The sequence below is a fragment of the Bacteroides sp. 11BF genome, assembly GCF_019633765.1.
Classification (GTDB): domain Bacteria; phylum Bacteroidota; class Bacteroidia; order Bacteroidales; family Bacteroidaceae; genus Bacteroides; species Bacteroides hominis.
This window is the reverse complement of record NZ_JAFKPJ010000012.1, coordinates 39300-58964: the sequence shown is the minus strand read 5'-3', so window position 1 is coordinate 58964 and position 19665 is coordinate 39300. Positions and strand designations below refer to the sequence as shown.

The following is a 19665-nucleotide window of genomic DNA, read 5'->3' as shown; positions in this document are numbered from 1 at the left end:
GTCTCTTTGTGCGGATTTTGATATACTTTTGCTCCGCCTAATAATGAAATAGGATAATGGAACAATACACATTCAGTATAGCGGGTGGCGTAGCACGCAACCCGCTTGTACGTTTGGTACAACCTGTCACAGCACAAATCGCTGCCGGCGAACACATCGCTATCGTAGGTCCCAACGGCGGAGGGAAGAGTTTGTTTGTAGATACGCTTCTGGGTAAATATCCCTTGCGTGAAGGTACGGTGAAATACGATTTTTCTCCTTCTTCTACTCAGACAGTATATGATAACGTGAAATACATTGCTTTTCGTGATACATACGGTGCAGCAGATGCTAACTATTATTATCAGCAACGCTGGAATGCCCACGATCAGGAAGATGCTCCCTCCGTGCGGGAGATGCTGGGGGAAATCAAAGATGAACGGCTGAAAGAGGAATTGTTTGAACTCTTCCGCATCGAGCCGTTGTTGGACAAGAAGATCATTCTCCTTTCCAGTGGGGAGTTGCGCAAATTTCAGCTGACTAAAACTTTGCTGACTGCCCCCCGGGTACTGATAATGGACAATCCTTTTATTGGTTTGGATGCACCGACCCGTGAACTGCTTTTCTCCCTGCTCGAACGCCTCACCCGGCTGTCGTCTGTGCAAATCATCCTTGTGCTTTCGATGCTCGATGATATTCCTTCGTTCATTACCCATGTGATTCCAGTAGAAGACTTGACTGTGCTTCCGAAAATGGAACGAGGGGCTTACCTGGCTGCATTTCGTGTGACCGATGTACCTGTGACTCTGGACGCATTGCAACAACGTATAGCCGGATTGCCTTATGACGGAACCAACTATGATTCCGGGGAGGTGGTAAAATTAAATAAGGTCAGCATCCGTTATGATGACCGTACCATCCTGAAAGAACTCGACTGGACTGTCCGTCGGGGCGAGAAGTGGGCATTGAGCGGAGAAAACGGTGCCGGTAAATCTACGTTGCTTAGTTTGGTTTGTGCGGATAATCCTCAGTCGTATGCCTGTGACATCAGCCTTTTCGGACGCAAGCGGGGTACAGGTGAAAGCATTTGGGAGATAAAAAAGCATATCGGTTACGTCAGTCCCGAAATGCACCGTGCTTATCTAAAGAATCTACCAGCCATTGAGATTGTAGCTTCCGGGTTGCATGACAGCATCGGCTTGTATAAGCGTCCACAGGAAAGCCAGATGGCCACCTGCGAGTGGTGGATGGATGTGTTTGGCATTGCCGCTCTGAAAGACAGACCTTTTCTTCAACTCTCGAGTGGTGAACAGCGCTTGGCATTGCTGGCCCGTGCTTTCGTGAAAGATCCGGAATTACTTATTCTGGACGAACCGCTGCACGGACTCGATACGTACAATCGCCGGCGGGTGAAAAAGATCATCGAGGCCTTCTGCTGCCGTGAAGATAAAACGATGATTATGGTAACCCATTATGAGTCGGAACTGCCCTCTGTCATTACCGATCGCCTTTTTCTAAAGAGAAATCGTTGATATTCAAACACAGAGCACACAGAGTTATCTCTTACTTCGAAAGAATGGTCTTTTGCATTCTCTGTGTACTCTGTGGCAAATTTGCAACTCACTTTCATCATTTTTAGGTATTGACTGTTCCTTTTACTTTCGTGAACTTTGTACTCAATACAAATGTTCTATAATAAACACCTAAAGAAAGGAGAGTTGAATGAAAAAGATTGTGTTGCTCCGTCATGGAGAAAGTGCATGGAATAAGGAGAACCGTTTTACCGGCTGGACCGATGTCGATCTGACAGAAAAGGGAATTGCTGAGGCCTGCAAAGCGGGTGAACTACTGAAAGAAAATGGATTTAATTTCGATAAAGCTTATACTTCGTACCTTAAACGAGCGGTGAAAACGCTGAATTGTGTGCTCGACCGGATGGATCAGGACTGGATTCCGGTGGAGAAGAGTTGGCGTCTGAACGAGAAGCATTATGGCGATCTGCAAGGATTGAATAAAAGCGAGACGGCTGCCAAATACGGTGACGAACAGGTACTTATCTGGCGCAGGAGTTATGATATAGCTCCCAATGCCCTATCGGAAGACGATCCGAGAAATCCACGTTTTGAGAACCGCTATCGGGAAGTGCCCGATGCAGAACTTCCCCGGACGGAATCTTTGAAAGATACCATCGACCGCATCATGCCTTATTGGAAATGTATCATTTTCCCGAATCTGAAAACCGCTGATGAAATTCTGGTGGTTGCCCACGGCAACAGTTTGCGGGGCATTATCAAGCACTTGAAGCACATCTCCGACGAAGAGATCGTGAAACTGAATCTGCCAACTGCTGTTCCTTACGTATTTGAATTCAGTGACGAACTGAATCTGGAAAAAGACTATTTCCTGGGTGACCCCGAAGAAATCCGGAAACTGATGGAAGCGGTTGCCAATCAGGGAAAGAAAAAATAAGATAAGAGGAAACCCCTCATTACGGAATAAAAATGAATATTATTCACCACAGAATACACGGAGGACACAGAGTTTTAATCTCTTGTTTATTAAGATGTTTAAGAGAAAGAAATTCTCTGTGTTCTCTGTGTCCTCCGTGGTGAATAAAACTCAAAACCATTACAATTATGAATAAAATTATAGAACTATTGGGTAATCAGGCTGAATACTACCTGAACCACACTTGTAAAACCATTGATAAATCACTGATTCACGTGCCGTCACCGGATACGATCGATAAGATATGGATTGACTCGGACCGTAACATACAGACCTTACGCAGCTTGCAGACTTTGCTGGGACATGGTCGTCTGGCAAATACGGGATATGTGTCCATTCTTCCTGTCGACCAGGATATTGAGCATACAGCCGGAGCTTCGTTCGCTCCGAATCCCATCTATTTCGACCCGGAAAACATTGTAAAACTGGCCATTGAAGGCGGATGTAATGCCGTTGCTTCTACTTTCGGTATTTTGGGGGCTGTTGCCCGTAAGTACGCTCACAAAATTCCTTTTGTAGTGAAACTGAACCATAATGAACTGCTGTCTTATCCCAATTCGTATGATCAGGTGTTGTTTGGCACCGTCAAGGAGGCATGGGAGATGGGAGCGGTGGCTGTGGGAGCTACTATCTATTTCGGTTCCGAGCAAAGCCGTCGTCAGTTGGTAGAGATTGCCGAGGCTTTTGACTATGCGCATGAATTGGGCATGGCCACTATCTTGTGGTGTTATCTGCGCAACAACGATTTTAAGAAAGACGGAGTAGACTATCATGCTGCCGCCGACCTAACCGGGCAGGCAGACCGTCTTGGAGTTACCATTAAAGCGGATATTGTGAAGCAGAAGTTGCCTACTAATAACGGTGGTTTCAAAGCAATTCATTTTGGAAAGACAGACGAAAGAATGTATACCGAACTGACTACCGATCATCCGATTGATCTTTGCCGTTATCAGGTAGCCAACGGATATATGGGACGTGTCGGTTTGATTAATTCCGGTGGCGAATCACATGGAGCTTCCGACTTGAAAGACGCTGTTGTTACGGCGGTAGTGAATAAACGTGCCGGTGGTATGGGGTTGATTAGCGGACGTAAAGCTTTCCAGAAACCGATGAAAGAGGGAGTGGAATTGCTCAATGCCATCCAGGATGTATATCTGGATGCATCTGTCACCATTGCTTGATTGAGTTTGATTGTTAGAATGGAGAATGGGGTATGGCTGTGTCGTACTCCATTTTTTATTCAGTGAAGTTATATTCGGATAAGAAATATGCTGGGTCCGAAAGGGTGTAGCTATCCGATGCATAGGGTGTAGCCATGTACTCCGGATGGTTATACCCTATGCATCGGATGGCTACACCCTATTGCTTTTTCCTTATTTTCTCTTTATACTGAGTCGGTGTCTCTCCTGTATATTGCTTGAATGAAGTACTGAAATAACGTGATGTTGTAAATCCTATTTTTTCCGCTATCTCTGTAAAGGTGAGATCGGTGGTTGAGATCAGTTGGATGGCCTTTTCCATGCGGAATTTATTGATGTAATCGTTGGCACCCATGTTGGTCATGGCCTTTAACTTGTTGTAGAGTGAGGCACGGCTCAATCCCATTTCCGTACAGAGGAAGGTGACGTCCAGTTCGGGACTATCCAGGTGGTCGGTGATTAGCCGGTTCAGCTTTCGTAGGAAAGTCTCGTCCGGTTGGCTGAGTTCGCTCTTTTCCTCTTTGGGGATATTTTTAATGTCGGTGTCCGTTTTATTTTTCTCTCCGTTACGGAGTCGGTTTCGTATCAGCTCTACGATTTGCAGTTCTCTTTCACCCGTCTCGGTGAACGAGGGGAGGAGTTCGTTGCTGACATTGACCAGGAATCGGATTTTTTCTTCATATTCCTGTAACTCCCGCTCTTTTAGTTCCCATTTCAACCGGTTTTGCCTGCGGCGCAGAATGGTGAGAATGACGGCAGCAATGACACCCGATGCAATAAGCAATACACAGATGATGAACCATCCGCTCCGGTACCAGGGAGGTAGTATGGTGAGTGACAGGATAGGACGGAAGGGAGTCCAGTCGCCATTCTTGGTACTGCATGCGGCCAATATCCGATATTTGCCTGCCGGAAGTGAACGGATAATCAGTTCCGGATCGTACGATTCAATCGGTTCGTCGTTCAATCCTTCTATCTGATAACGGTATCTTTTTTTACGGAAAATATCTTGTTCGTGGGACATTATGCGTAAGGTTATGGTCCGGCTGTCCTGCGGGAGGGTCAGTTTCTCCGGCTGTCCTGTTATCTGGTTAATGGCCGGCTCACCGTTTATGTATACGTCGGTCAGTTCCACTTCCGGATAGTCGGATGGAGCTGTCGAAAAGCGGTTATCGATGCAGAGCAGTCCGTTTGCGCCTCCCATATAAACTTCTCCCTTGCCGGAGACAAGCCGGGGTTTTGCCAGATATTCATTCGGAATAACTCCGTCCGATTCGCCGAAAAGGATGAACTTCCGGGATTGCAGCATCCAGGCAAACAACATGTGGTCTGCCCCGATCCATACTTTTCCCCGATGATCGCAAATAACCGAACTCACTTCACCGAACAGGGAAGTTGGCAACGGATGATACCGGTTGGTCGACGGCGTATACTGTCCCAGTCCGGTGTTGCTGCCAATCCAGAAATCACCTTTCTCGTCCATCGAAACAGAATATAATAATGTATCTCCCGTACAGCTGAAAAGTCTTTTCAGACAGTTGTTTGTCCGGTCCAGTTCGTAGAGGGTACGGCTGTCGTTGAGGTAGGTGAAACGCTCGTTGTGGGCAATGGCATTCATGCTGCCGGCAATTTCCATACCTTCTTCTTCATTCACTACGCGTATTTTCTGCGAGTCGGTGTCGTATCGGTAAATATGTCCTGCCAGCAAGAGGACACTGCCCGGTTCGTCCTGATAGACATTTACCGGCATTCCGCTGTAGTAGAGATATTGTTTGAGGCGGGGATGGTCGATGGTCAGTAACTGTTGTTCTCCATTCGCTTTGTTGTAAACAAACAATCCTTTTGAAAAGACAGAGAGTAAGAGCGTTTCCCCGGTGAAACCGGCGATAGATACAACTTTGTCTCTCCAGGTAGACCGGTCGTGACGGAACTCTTCCGTGTCGGGGGCAAGACTGTTGATACCTCCGCCGTCCGTCCCGATCCAGATCCGTCCGTCCGATTCGTCCTGATAAAGACTCAGTACGGCGGGATCACTCAGCCCTTTGCTACTTCCGGGAAAGACATCGGTATAGGTCTTCATGGATACTTCACGGATATTGATCAAACCCTTGCGAATGCTTCCGGCCCACATGTTGTTATAGGTATCGTTGTAGAGCGATAGGATAGAGTTGACGGGAAGTGAATAGTTATCTCCGGGAATATGTTCAAGAACGGTGATCTGATGGTTGTCCGGACGTATGATATTGATACCTCCTCCGTCCGTTCCTACCCAGATGTGCGAGTCCCGTTCGGCTATGCTAAGCACCACGTTGTTGCTGAGGCGGGAGTTTGCGGTAGTGTACGAGGCTAACAATCTGCCTTCGGGACTGAAGCAGCGCAAGCCTTCATTGTAGGGGGCCACCCAGATGCGGTTGTGCGAGTCGATCAGGAGTGCCATGATCTCTTTCCCACAGTCGAATGGAGGGAGACGGCGTTCTCCCGAACGGAGATTGATCAACCTGAGACCTTGCCACCGGCTGCAACATAGCAGCGTCTCTTCGTCCCATCGGCTGATGGCGGAGATGGCGAAGTAAGGGTCGGAACTGAAGTCCAGCAGAAGTTTTACGGAACGGTTTTCGTAATCGTAACGATAGATGCGGTTGCGGCCGCCGAAGATCACCCCCTGTTCCGTCAGGCAAGTGGAATAGGCGAGGATGGAATGTCCCTGTTCGTCTTGTGGAGTTGTAAAATTGTCGCTTTGCCTGCGATACTGCGCTATTCCGTCATCGGTCAGTACCCAGATGTTGTGTTGATTGTCTTCAATGATCTGATGGATGTAATTGTGTGGCAACGAGTGTGCATCTTCTTTCCGGTGGATATATTTCTTCAGCTTTTCTCCGTCGAACCTTCCCAATCCCGCATTGGTGCCTATCCATACGAAACCTTTAGGTTCGGTATAGACACATCGCACGGTAGAAGGGAGTCCCTCCTTCAGGGAAATCTGTTTATAGTAGTAATGACCGGCTTTCAGCGGGAGGCAGCAGACTGCCAGAAGTATGGTCAACCAACAGAGAAAGCCGGTATATGGGTTGTTTTTCATGGATGCATATCTATCACGTTAACGGCAAAAGTAACAGTTTGCATAGACGTGACCAAAAAAATGGAAATAAAATCTTATCTTTGCCGAAATGAATAACATTAACCACAGAGTACACAGAGTCCCATAGAGCGTATCTTCTATGCTTCCTTCCTCTATGGAACTCGGTGTGACTCTGTGGTGAGCAAATCAAAACACTATGAACAAGAGATTATTATTCCGTTTAGCTCCCGGTTTGTTGGCCGTTGTGCTATTCTGTGCCTGTCGCCCCGCAGTTATCGAAAAGGGGAATCTGGACGTAATTCCTCAGCCGCAAGAGATTGTCCTTGCCCAAGACACTACACCTTTTGTTATCAACCACAGTACTACGATCATCTATCCGGCAGCTAATGAAAAAATGCATCGTACTGCCGATTTTCTGGCTACCTTTATAAAAGAGATGACCGGAACCGAAGTCCGTGTGTCCGATAAAGAGAAGGGCAGTAACGCCATTATCCTTGCTGTAGATACGACAATGACTCACCCGGAAGGTTATAAACTTGAGATCACCCCCGAGAAGGTTCTTCTCACCGGAGGCAGTGAGGCCGGAGTATTCTACGGTACCCAAACCATCCACAAAGCCCTTCCGATTCTGAAGGACGGAAAAGTGGCGGCAGCTCTTCCTGCCGGAACGGTTACCGACTTTCCCCGTTTCCGTTATCGTGGATTCATGATCGACGTAGGTCGCCATTTCTTCCCCGTCAGCTACCTCAAACAGATGATTGACCTGATGGCATTGCATAACATCAACTATTTCCATTGGCACCTGACCGAAGACCAGGGGTGGCGAATTGAAATCAAAAAGTATCCCAAACTAACGGAAATAGGTTCCAGACGAGATTCTACCATTATTGACTGGGAAACCAAGAAGTTCGATGGAAAGCCTCACAGTGGTTTCTATACACAGGATGAAGCCCGTGAGATTGTCCGTTATGCGGCCGATCGCTTCATTACGGTAGTTCCCGAAATAGACCTTCCGGGACATACTACAGCCGCCCTGGCTTCTTATCCGGAACTGGGTTGCACGGGTGGTCCCTATAAGGTGCTTTGTTCATTTGGTGTATTTCCCGATGTGCTTTGTGCCGGTAACGAGCAGACACTTCAGTTTACTAAAGACGTGTTGGACGAGATTATGGATATTTTCCCTTCCGAATACATTCATATCGGTGGAGACGAGTGTCCGAAGAGCCGTTGGGAGAAATGCCCTAAATGTCAGGCTAAAATTAAGGAACTGGGTATCAAAGCGCTGCCTAAACATTCGAAAGAGAATCAGTTGCAGACCTATTTCATGTCTGAGTTGGAGAAAGAGATCAACGCCCACGGACGCCGTATGTTGGGATGGGACGAAGTATTGGAAGGCGGTCTGACCCCGAATTCTACCATCATGTCATGGAGGGGTATTCAAGGAGGCATCGAAGCTGCGCGCCAGCATCACGATGTCATCATGACTCCTATCCAGCGGCTCTATTTCAGCAATCCGCGCATTAATAAGATGACCGGATTCGAATGGATGAATCGTGTATATAACTTCGAACCTATTCCTGCCGAACTGACCGATGCCGAAAAGAAGTTTGTAATCGGTACTCAAGGTTGTATCTGGACGGAGTGGACTGCCGATTCAACCAAGATGGAGTGGCAGATTTTACCTCGAATGGCTGCTTTGTCCGAAATACAATGGACATTGCCGGAACATAAAAATTTCGACCGTTTCATGGAACGTCTGCCTGAGATGTTGAAGATTTATTCCGACCTGGGGTATGGCTACCGGAAAGATGTCTTTGCGGCAGATACGGTGGCAGTGAAGCAATAACTGCAAGTTATTAATAATTATAGAGGGCACAGAGATTTTCTATTAAAAGAAATTATCTCTGTGCCCTCTGTGTATTCTGTAATGAAGTAAAATGTTTCTTCTTATTTTTCTCCCGGTAACAGTGGGAAATTAGGATTTGTCACATGTGCAGCCTGCATGATGCCTTTCAGTTCGGCCACTTTTTCCGGGAACTGGTTCAGTACATTGTGGCGTTCCGACGGATCGGAATTCAGGTTGTAGAGTTCGAAATACGGGTTTTTGCCGCGAACGTTCATGTGAACTAACTTCCATGGGCCTTTACGTACGGCCTGGCGTCCGTTCATCTCCTGGAACTCAAAATACAGATATTCGTGTTCTTTCTGTCCTTTGCGGTTTTTAAGTAGTGGTAACAGGCTCACACCGTCCATCTGTTGGTTCTTGGCTTTCGGGTTCAATATTTCACGGAAAGTGGGCATTACATCCCAGAACGAACACATGAAGTCGGTTTGGGTGCTGGGTTGTACACGTTCCGGCCAAGAGATGATCATCGGTACACGGATTCCTCCTTCGTAGAGGTCGCGTTTATATCCGCGCCAGATACCGTTGCTATTGAAGAAGTCCGGATCGGCTCCTCCTTCCATGTGCGGTCCGTTATCGCTGGCAAAGATGATGATGGTGTTGTCATAGATACCCATATCTTTCAGCTTCTGTACAATCTGGCCTACATATACGTCGAGGCGGTAAACCATGGCTGCAAACGTTGCGTGAGGGTAGAACTGAGAGCAGTATCCGCCTTTACGGAATGCCGGGTTACCCGGTTCGGTGCCATGGAAAGGTTTCTCGGGATACTTGCCGCGGAACTTTTTGATAATGCTGTCTTCCGGTACGATCAGTTCGGCATGAGGGATGATGGTAGGATACCACATGCAGAACGATTCTCCGCTTTTTCCCATCCGGTCAAGGAAGTCGAGTGCCTTTGAGTGGATCAGGTCTTGTGAGTAAGTACCTTTGCCATACTGCACATCCAGTGTGTTGTCTTTCAACTCTACCCGTTTGTCATTGTCCCACAAGTGATCAGGATAGTAGCTGTGTGCCAGCAATTGGCAGTTGTAACCGTAGAATTCGTCGATTCCCTGTTTTTTCGGATCGCCTGTAGAGCCGATGAATCCCAGCCCCCATTTACCGAAAGCGCCGGTTTTGTATCCTGCGTTCTGAAAATCGTGGAAGATGGTCTGTGCATCTGCCGGCAGAGGGAATTGTCCTTCCGGATCGAGTTCGACGTTACCACGAATAGCCGTATGTCCGCTATGAGTACCTGTCAGCAGGCAAGAGCGTGAGGGGGCACTTACCGTTGTTCCCGAATAACATTGGGTGAAGCGCATTCCTTCCTGGGCCAGTTTGTCGATGTTGGGAGTTTCGAACTTCTCTTGTCCGTAGCAACTCAGGTCACCGAATCCGAGGTCGTCGGCCAAAATGAAAACTACGTTCGGCTTTTTGGGGTCCTGAACTTTTTTCTTTTGTGCAAACGCTTGTTGTGTTCCGGCCATGCCGACAAGCAGCGCACTGCTGAGCAATAATTTTTGATTCATAAAAAGAGTTTGTTGATTAGGTTTGTATTTAGTTCATTCAGTATTTGTTTTTGAGTTTAATTCACCACGGAGGACACAGAGAACACAGAGAATATCTTTCTCTCAAACATCTTAATCAACAAGAGATCAAAACTCTGTGTCCTCCGTGTCCTCTGTGGTGAATCGTATTCATTTCTAAACAGTTTTGTCAGGCTTCTATGTCTGCAAATATACAAATTTCAGTTAAGACTCGTTCACGACAGGCTTCCGATTTTGTCTATCCGATGTTCAAAAACGTCTATAAATGCCCTTTTTATTCCATTATTAGACGTTTTCAGAAGAATCATAGTTGTTTTTGAACTCTATGGGGGGTTAAAACTCTTTATATTTGTACCACTAATTAATCCCTAATAGAAAAACTACTTTATGATGAACAACCTATCTTCCGGAATTCTCTGCTCGCTGACAGGTGCGGCGGCAGTAGCTTCTTTGGCTTCATGTGCCATAGGCAAACAGAAAGAAGAGCAAAAGCCCCTGAACATTGTTTATATTATGACGGACGACCATACGGCACAAATGATGAGCTGCTACGATACCCGTTATATGGAAACTCCGAACCTCGACCGTATTGCCCGTGACGGCGTGCGTTTTACAAATTCCTTCGTTGCAAACTCTCTGAGCGGTCCCAGCCGTGCTTGTATGATCACAGGCAAGCATAGTTGTGCCAACAAGTTTTATGACAATACTACCTGCGTGTTCGACAGTGCCCAGCAAACTTTCCCGAAACTGCTTCAGAAGGCCGGCTATCAAACTGCACTCGTAGGCAAGTGGCACCTTGAGAGTCTGCCCTCAGGATTCAATTATTGGGAGATTGTGCCCGGACAAGGTGACTATTATAACCCCGACTTTATCACTCAGGACAACGACACCGTTCACAGACATGGGTACATTACCAACCTGATTACCGATGACGCTATCGATTGGATGGAGAACAAACGTGACGAGAGCAAACCGTTCTGTCTGCTGATTCACCATAAGGCTATCCACCGCAACTGGATGGCGGATACCTGTAACCTGTCTTTGTACGAAGACAAAACCTTCCCGCTGCCCGACAATTTCTTTGACGATTACGAAGGCCGTCCGGCTGCCGCAGCGCAAGAGATGAGTATTGTGAAGGATATGGATATGATTTATGACCTGAAGATGCTTCGCCCCGATAAAGATTCACGTTTAAAATCGCTCTACCAGAGATTTCTGGGACGTATGGACGAAGGACAACGTGCGGCATGGGATAAATTCTACGGTCCGTTGATCGATGACTTCTACAAGCAGAATCTAAGTGGAAAGGAACTTGCCAACTGGAAGTTCCAGCGTTACATGCGTGACTATATGAAGACAGTGAAGTCGCTGGACGACAATGTGGGACGTGTGCTCGACTATCTTGAAAAGAAAGGATTACTGGATAACACCCTGGTAGTCTACACTTCTGACCAAGGCTTCTATATGGGCGAACACGGCTGGTTCGACAAACGCTTCATGTACGAAGAATCGATGCGTACACCGTTGATCATGCGTATGCCGAAGGGTTTTGACCGTCGTGGCGACATTACCGAAATGGTTCAGAACATCGACTATGCACCTACGTTCCTCGAATTGGCCGGTGCTCCCGTTCCTGCCGATATTCAGGGTGTATCTCTGTTACCGTTGCTGAAGGGTGAACAACCCAAAGACTGGCGGAAGGCGCTGTACTATCATTTCTATGAGTATCCCGCCGAACATATGGTGAAACGCCACTACGGGGTACGTACCGAACGCTATAAACTGATTCATTTCTACAATGACATCAACTGGTGGGAACTTTATGATATGCAGGCTGATCCGACGGAGATGCATAATCTGTACGGGCAGAAAGAATACGAACCTGTAGTGAAAGAACTCAAAGAGCAGATGCTGCAACTTCAGGAACAGTATAATGATCCGGTACGTTTCTCGCCGGAGAGAGATAAAGAATAAGTGGAAATCCCGGATATATGAAACACATTATAATATGCATACTCCTGCTGACGCTCTGCCCCCTTGCGGCGTTGCAGGCTGATGACTTAACACAAACAGTTTCTATAGTCCCCTGCCCGGTACAAATGGTATCGGGCACCGGGCATTTCCGTTTTTCGGGAGGTACTACGCTGGTTGTGGAAAATGCCGAACAGGCGAAAGTGGTACGGAATTTTATAAACCTCTTCACCAAAGCTGCCGGGTTTACTCCCGTATTGAAAACGGGAAAGATGAAAGGCGATGTACGTTTCGTCACCGACGAGTCATTGAAAAGCGAAGCCTATCGGTTGGATATCATTCCGGAACAGATTACGGTCAGAGCATCGGATGTGAAAGGGTTTTTCTATGCCTTACAGACCATCCGCCAGTTGCTTCCTCCCGATATTGAAAATCATCATACAGTCAATGCACTGTGGACGGTTCCTTGTTTGAGCATTCAGGACGAGCCCCGTTTCGGTTACCGGGGGCTAATGCTTGATGTTTCCCGCTTTTTTCTTCCCAAAGAATATGTGTTGAGAATCATCGATTGCATGGCTATGCTGAAGGTGAATAAACTCCATTTTCATCTGGTGGACGATAATGGCTGGCGGCTTGAAATTAAGAAATATCCCCGGCTGACCGAGGTCGGTGCCTGGCGGGTGGATCATACCGATGTGCCATTCCATTCGCGCCGGAATCCGTTGCCCGGAGAACCGACTCCCATCGGTGGCTTTTATACCCAGGAGGATATGAGGGAGATGATAGCTTATGCTGCCGACCGTCAGGTAGAGATCATTCCCGAGATAGAGATGCCGGCACATACCAATTCGTCACTGGCTGCTTATCCGCATTTGGCTTGTCCCGTGGTAGACCGGTTTATCGGTGTATTGCCCGGTCTGGGTGGAGACCATGCAGGAATCATCTACTGTGCCGGAAACGATAGTGTATTCACTTTTCTGCAAGATGTCATTGATGAAGTGGCTGCGCTTTTTCCTTCACATTACATCCATCTGGGTGGCGACGAAGCGCAGAAAACTTATTGGAAAAAGTGTCCTCTTTGCCAGGATCGTATGAAGAAAGAACACATTGCCCATGAAGAGGACCTTCAAGGCTATTTCATGAAGCGGATAGGTGACTATGTGCGCAGTAAAGGTAAAGAGGTGATGGGATGGGACGAGTTGACAAACAGCTTCATCCCCGAGGGAGCCGTTGTCTTCGGTTGGCAAGGGATGGGCAACGCTGCCCTGAAAGCTGCTGCGCAGGGACATCGTTTTGTGATGACTCCGGCCCGTGTGATGTACCTGATCCGTTATCAAGGACCGCAATGGTTTGAACCACTCACTTATTTTGGTAACAATACGCTGAAAGACGTTTATCAATACGAACCTGTGCAGAAGAATTGGAAGCCCGAATATGCTTCGTTACTGATGGGCGTACAGGCATCGTTATGGACGGAGTTCTGTAACCGTCCCGAGGATGTGGACTATCTCGTCTTCCCCCGTCTGGCAGCACTTGCCGAAGTGGGATGGAGTCGCCCGGAGCAGAAAAACTGGGCTTCGTTTCTGAAAGCGCTGGATCGTTATAACGAACACCTTGCCGTCAAAGGGGTGGGATACGCCCGTTCTATGTACAACATACAACATACGTCTACTCCGGTTGATGGTACATTGCAAGTGAAACTGGAGTGCATGCGTCCCGATGTGGAAATCCGTTATACAACCGATGGCGCCGAGCCGGGAGCAGCTTCTGCTCTCTATACTCAGTCGCTCACGTTCCGTACCGCACAGACCTTGAAGTGTGCCACTTTTGCCGATGGGCAGCAGATGGGAAAGACTCTCGTGTTGCCTTTGTCGTACAATAAGGCTACTGCGAAACCGGTATTCACCCGGGGGGCTTCCGGTGTTCCGGTTTTAACCAACGGAGTGCGTGGCAGCTTGAAACAAACCGATTCCGAATGGTGCTCGTGGACAGACAATGATAGTATTTCTTTTACGATAGATTTGCAAAAAGAAGAAAATATCCATACTTTTACGCTGGGTTCTATTACAGTGTACGGAATGGCTGTGCACAAACCGGAGTCCGTCAGTGTTACGTTGTCTTCGGATAACATTAATTTTACGGAAGTGGGAGAGAAGCGATTTACTCCCGAAGATATTTTCCGTGAAGGAACTTATGTGGATGATTTGAAATTCGATCTGGGAGCGGCAAAGGCCAGATATGTGCGCGTTACAGTTCGTGGAGCCGGAAAATGTCCTCCTGATCATGTGCGTCCCGGACAGGAAGCGCGCGTCTTTTTTGACGAAGTTATGATCGAATAGGATCCGTATTTACCTTTAAAAATCAAAGGGGGATATGTCAAAAGTCTTCTGTGGCGAGTTTCGACACATCCCCGAGAAAGATAATTGAATATTAAATACCTGATAAACAATGAACAAACCTATCAAACTAACCTTTCTACTGCTACTGGCCTGTCTGGTTATGGTACCCGCAAAGGCGCAGAAGACTCCCGAATGGCAGAGCCAATATGCGGTAGGCCTGAACAAGTTGGCCCCTCACACCTATGTGTGGCCTTACGCAGATGCTGCCGATGTGAAAAAAGGGGACTATGAACAGTCTCCCTATTATTTGAGCCTGAACGGCAAATGGAAATTCCATTGGGTGAAGAATCCCGACCTCCGTCCGAAAGACTTTTATAAACCTTCGTTCTATACCGGAGGGTGGGCAGACATTAACGTACCCGGAAACTGGGAGCGTCAGGGATATGGAACTGCTATTTATGTGAACGAGACTTATGAATTCGATGATAAGATGTTCAACTTCAAGAAAAATCCTCCTCTCGTACCGTCTGAAGAAAACGAAGTTGGCTCTTACCGCCGAACTTTCACTGTGCCTGCCGGATGGAAAGACCGCCGGGTGGTTCTCTGTTGTGAAGGTGTCACCTCTTTCTATTATGTATGGGTGAACGGTCATTTCCTCGGTTACAACCAAGGCTCAAAGACGGCAGCCGAGTGGGACATTACTGACAAGCTGGAAGAAGGCGAGAATACCGTCGCACTTGAAGTTTACCGCTGGAGTTCGGGCTCTTACCTGGAATGTCAGGATATGTGGCGTTTGAGCGGCATTGAACGTGATGTATATTTATATAGTACTCCGAAGCAGTACATTGCCGACTATAAAGTAAATGCCACCCTCGAGAAGGAGCGTTACAAAGATGGTATCTTCGGACTCGATGTTACCGTTGAGGGACCTGCCAATGGAGCGGTATTTGTAACTTATACTCTGAATGATGCAGCCGGACGTCCCGTACTTTCGGGCGAAATGCCTGTCAAATCACGTGGGTTGAGTAACTTCATCACTTTCGGTGAACAGCGCCTGAAAGACGTGAAGCCTTGGAGTGCCGAGCACCCCAATCTCTATACGCTCGTGTTGGAACTGAAAAATGCGGGAGGACGGGTGATGGAAGTTACCGGTTGCGAAGTGGGTTTCCGTACTTCGGAGATCAAGGACGGACGTTTCTGCATCAATGGTGTACCTGTGCTGGTGAAGGGAACCAACCGGCATGAACATTCGCAATTGGGACGTACTGTCAGCAAAGAGCTGATGGAGCAGGATATCCGATTGATGAAGCTGTACAATATCAATACCGTGCGTAATTCACATTATCCCACTCATCCGTACTGGTATCAGCTTTGCGATCGCTACGGACTTTATATGATCGACGAGGCCAACATCGAGTCGCATGGTATGGGCTACGGTCCTGCTTCGCTTGCTAAGGACAGCACTTGGCTGACAGCACACATGGATCGTACACACCGTATGTACGAGCGTTCGAAGAACCATCCTGCCATCGTCATTTGGTCGTTGGGTAACGAAGCCGGAAACGGAATTAACTTCGAACGTACCTATGACTGGTTGAAATCGGTAGAAAAGAATCGTCCCGTTCAATACGAACGTGCCGAGCAGAATTATAACACCGATATTTATTGCCGGATGTACCGCAGTGTCGATGAAATCAAAACCTATCTGGCACAGAAAGATATTTACCGTCCGTTCATTCTTTGCGAATACGTGCACGCCATGGGCAACAGCGTAGGTGGCCTGAAGGAGTATTGGGATGTGTTCGAAAATAATCCGATGGCACAAGGTGGTTGCGTGTGGGACTGGGTAGACCAGTCGTTCCGTGAGATAGACGCGAATGGGCGTTGGTATTGGTCGTATGGTGGGGACTACGGTCCCAAAGGAGTTCCGAGTTTCGGTAATTTCTGCTGCAACGGGTTGGTAAGCGCTGACCGTGTCCCGCATCCGCACTTGCTTGAAGTGAAAAAGGTTTATCAGAACATCAAGTGTACCTTGTTCAATAAGAGCAATCTGACCATAAAAGTGAAAAACTGGTTCGACTTCTCCAATCTGAACGAATATATCCTGCATTGGCAGGTGGTGGGCGATAACGGACAAACGGTCACAGAAGGAACAAAAGAAGTGAATTGTGCGCCACATGCTACAGTTGATGTGACATTAGGAAAAGTTGTCTTGCCTGCCAATGTGCGTGAAGGATATCTCAACCTGAGCTGGACTCGTAAAGAAGCTTCACCGATGGTGGGTACTCATTGGGAGGTGGCTTACGACCAGTTTGTATTGCCCGGAACAAAGAACAGTACGGCTTATCTGCCTGCCAAGGCCGGACAGACTGCTTTTACGTTGGATAAGGCGACTGGTGCTTTGAACTCTTTTACACTGGACGGGCAGGAATTGCTGGCAACTCCTGTTACACTGAGCCTTTTCCGTCCCGCTACGGACAATGATAACCGCGATCGCAACGGTGCTTATCTTTGGCGTAAATCCGGACTCGATCAGCTGAGCCAGAAAGTGGTGTCACTGAAGGAGAGCAAGAGTACCGCTACTGCACGCGTAGAAGTCCTGAATGCGAAGGGAACTAAAGTGGGGGATGCCGATTTCATTTACTCACTGAATGCTGCCGGGGCTTTGAAGGTGAAAGTGACTTTCCGTCCCGATACGGCTGTGGTGAAATCAATGGCACGCCTGGGGCTGACCTTCGAGATGAACGATACGTTTGGCAATGTGGCTTATCTGGGACGCGGTGATAACGAGACTTACGCTGACCGTATGCAGTCGGGCAAGATAGGGCTGTATCGGACTACTGCCGAAAGGATGTTCCACTATTACGTGACTCCGCAATCTACCGGAAATCGTACGGATGTCCGCTGGATGAAATTGGAGGATGAAGCCGGACAAGGAATCTTTGTCGATTCGAACCGTCCGTTCCAGTTCAGTGTCGTTCCGTTTACTGACGATGTGTTGGAGAAAGCCCGCCACATTAACGATCTGGAACGTAACGGCCGTATCACTGTTCATCTGGATGCCGAACAGGCAGGTGTAGGGACAGCAACCTGTGGTCCCGGTGTACAACCGCAATACCGCGTGCCGCTGACGGAGCAAAGTTTTGAGTTCACGCTGAGAGGGGTGAAATAGACAGAATATTTAACGTGGAATAGAAAAGGATACGGTTTACCACAGAGTTTCAGAGAGTTTCTAAGTTCTTGTTAATAGGATATTAAAGAGAGGAAAATCCTTTGTGAGAGACTCTGTGTTACTCTGTGGTAAATCAAACTTAAAACAATACATTTATGAAGAAACTTATTTTATCGACGGTTCTGCTTGCAGCTATCTGTACAGCCGGACAGGCCCAAAAAAAAGACGACTACTATGTGAAGCACGTGGAATTTCCGCAAGGTGCTACCCTTGAGCAGAAAGTCGATATGGCAGCACGTCTTGTACCTACTCCGCAACAGCTGGCGTGGCAACAGATGGAACTGACTGCTTTCCTCCATTTTGGTATCAATACTTTTACCGGGCGTGAGTGGGGAGACGGAAAAGAGGATCCCGCACTCTTCAATCCCTCCGAACTTGATGCGGAACAATGGGTGCGTTCACTCAAAGAGGCGGGTTTCAAGATGGCTATCCTGACCGCCAAGCATCATGATGGATTTTGCCTGTGGCCTACCAGGACTACTAACCACTCCGTGGCCTCTTCTCCTTGGAAAGGCGGAAAGGGTGATGTGGTGCGTGAACTCCGTGATGCCTGTGATAAATACGGTATCAAGTTCGGTGTTTACCTCTCTCCCTGGGATCGGAATGCATCTTGTTATGGGGATTCTCCGAAATACAACGAGTTCTTTATCGAACAGCTGACTGAACTGCTTACCAATTATGGTGAAGTACACGAAGTCTGGTTCGACGGAGCCAATGGTGAAGGTCCCAACGGAAAGAAACAGGAATATGACTGGACCGCCATCCTCTCTACCATCCGTCGTCTTCAATCCCATGCAGTGACTGCCATTATGGGTGACGATGTACGATGGGTAGGCAACGAGCGCGGACTGGGGCGTGAAACGGAGTGGAGTGCCACCGTATTGACTCCGGGCACTTATGCCCGTTGTGAAGAGCAGAACAAAGCGTTAGGTGTAAAAGCGACTTCCAAAGATTTGGGCGGACGCGACATGTTGGTCAATGCCAGGGAACTCTTCTGGTATCCTTCCGAGGTGGATGTATCGATCCGTCCGGGATGGTTTTATCATCAGCAGGAGGACGGTAAGGTGAAGAGCCTCAAGCATCTGACCGATATTTATTTCAAATCTGTGGGTTACAACTCAGTGTTGCTGCTCAATATCCCTCCCGATCGGCGCGGACGCATCAGCGATGCCGACGTTAACCGTCTGAAAGAGTTTGCCGACTATCGCAAAGAAATTTTTGCCGATAACCGTGTGAAAGGCGGATTGAAACCATGGGCTGCCAAACCGGGTGATACCCATACCTATCAGCTGAAACCGAAATCGGAAATCAACGTGGTGATGCTACGTGAGGATATCTCGAAAGGACAGCGTACAGAAGCTTTTACTGTCGAGGCACTGACTGCCGGAGGATGGAAGGAGATAGCCAAAGGTACTACCGTGGGTTATAAACGTCTGATACGTATTCCGGCTATCGAGGCCACTCAACTGAGAGTGAAGATTGACGCTTGCCGTCTGACGGCTAATATCAGCGAAGTGGCTGCCTACTATGCCCGTCCGTTGGAAGAGGCGTCTGCGAAAGAAAATTGGAACGATCTGCCTCGTGCTGCATGGAAACAAGTGACTGCCTCTCCGTTGGTGATTGATCTTGGAAAAGCCGTAGAGATGGCAGGTTTCGTATATGCTCCTGCCAATGCGGAAGCAAAGCCGACAATGGCTTTCCGTTATAAATTCTATGTAAGTATCAATGGTGAAGACTGGAAAGAAGTGCCGACTACCGGGGAGTTCAGCAACATTATGCACAACCCTGTTCCGCAGGCCGTTTCGTTCGGCAACAAGGTCAGTGCCCGCTACATCAAACTCGATGCCACTACACCGGACGCTACTCCGGCAAAGGTCGCTTTGAACGAAATCGGTATCCGTTTGCAGAAGTAAGTCGTTCCATTGA

The 19665-nt window shown here is 47.9% G+C and carries 10 protein-coding genes; 8 read left to right on the top strand and 2 right to left on the bottom strand.

Going from position 1 to position 19665, the window contains the following annotated elements:
- The first annotated feature begins 56 nt into the window (after nt 1–56).
- The 3 genes from JZY04_RS13685 (at nt 57) to JZY04_RS13675 (ending at nt 3668) form a co-directional block, all read left to right on the top strand.
- Nucleotides 57–1511: an ATP-binding cassette domain-containing protein gene (locus JZY04_RS13685; RefSeq protein ID WP_122142776.1), complete on the top strand. Its 1455-nt coding sequence runs from the start codon at nt 57–59 to the stop codon at nt 1509–1511.
- Between the two features lie 190 nt (nt 1512–1701).
- The gene (gene gpmA, locus JZY04_RS13680; protein ID WP_005807593.1) at nt 1702–2448 is read left to right on the top strand and encodes a 2,3-diphosphoglycerate-dependent phosphoglycerate mutase; all 747 of its coding nucleotides are present in this window, start codon (nt 1702–1704) and stop codon (nt 2446–2448) included.
- 167 nt (nt 2449–2615) lie between these two features.
- Nucleotides 2616–3668: a class I fructose-bisphosphate aldolase gene (locus JZY04_RS13675; RefSeq protein ID WP_005780549.1), complete on the top strand. Its 1053-nt coding sequence runs from the start codon at nt 2616–2618 to the stop codon at nt 3666–3668.
- Nucleotides 3669–3846: 178 nt separating this feature from the next.
- Here JZY04_RS13675 and JZY04_RS13670 read toward each other — a convergent pair whose 3' ends face one another.
- A complete protein-coding gene (locus JZY04_RS13670) occupies nt 3847–6765 on the bottom strand; it encodes a two-component regulator propeller domain-containing protein (RefSeq protein WP_122142775.1) in 2919 nt (972 codons plus the stop codon).
- Between the two features lie 196 nt (nt 6766–6961).
- On the opposite strand from JZY04_RS13670, the gene JZY04_RS13665 reads away from it, so the two are divergent.
- Nucleotides 6962–8611, top strand: coding sequence for a beta-N-acetylhexosaminidase (locus JZY04_RS13665; protein ID WP_122142774.1), 1650 nt, complete (start codon nt 6962–6964; stop codon nt 8609–8611).
- Nucleotides 8612–8712: 101 nt separating this feature from the next.
- On the opposite strand, the gene JZY04_RS13660 is transcribed toward JZY04_RS13665, so the two are convergent.
- Nucleotides 8713–10179, bottom strand: a complete 1467-nt coding sequence (locus tag JZY04_RS13660) for an arylsulfatase (protein WP_122142773.1) — start codon at nt 10177–10179, stop codon at nt 8713–8715.
- Nucleotides 10180–10584: 405 nt separating this feature from the next.
- On the opposite strand from JZY04_RS13660, the gene JZY04_RS13655 reads away from it, so the two are divergent.
- The 4 genes from JZY04_RS13655 (at nt 10585) to JZY04_RS13640 (ending at nt 19652) form a co-directional block, all read left to right on the top strand.
- The gene (locus JZY04_RS13655; RefSeq protein ID WP_122142772.1) at nt 10585–12171 is read left to right on the top strand and encodes a sulfatase; all 1587 of its coding nucleotides are present in this window, start codon (nt 10585–10587) and stop codon (nt 12169–12171) included.
- Between the two features lie 17 nt (nt 12172–12188).
- A complete protein-coding gene (locus JZY04_RS13650; RefSeq protein WP_122142771.1) occupies nt 12189–14507 on the top strand; it encodes a family 20 glycosylhydrolase in 2319 nt (772 codons plus the stop codon).
- Between the two features lie 109 nt (nt 14508–14616).
- Entirely contained in the window at nt 14617–17679 is a 3063-nt protein-coding gene (locus JZY04_RS13645; protein WP_122142770.1) for a glycoside hydrolase family 2 TIM barrel-domain containing protein, read from the top strand.
- 155 nt (nt 17680–17834) lie between these two features.
- Complete coding sequence (locus tag JZY04_RS13640) at nt 17835–19652, top strand: alpha-L-fucosidase (protein ID WP_122142769.1); 1818 nt, start codon at nt 17835–17837, stop codon at nt 19650–19652.
- The last annotated feature ends 13 nt before the right edge of the window (nt 19653–19665 follow it).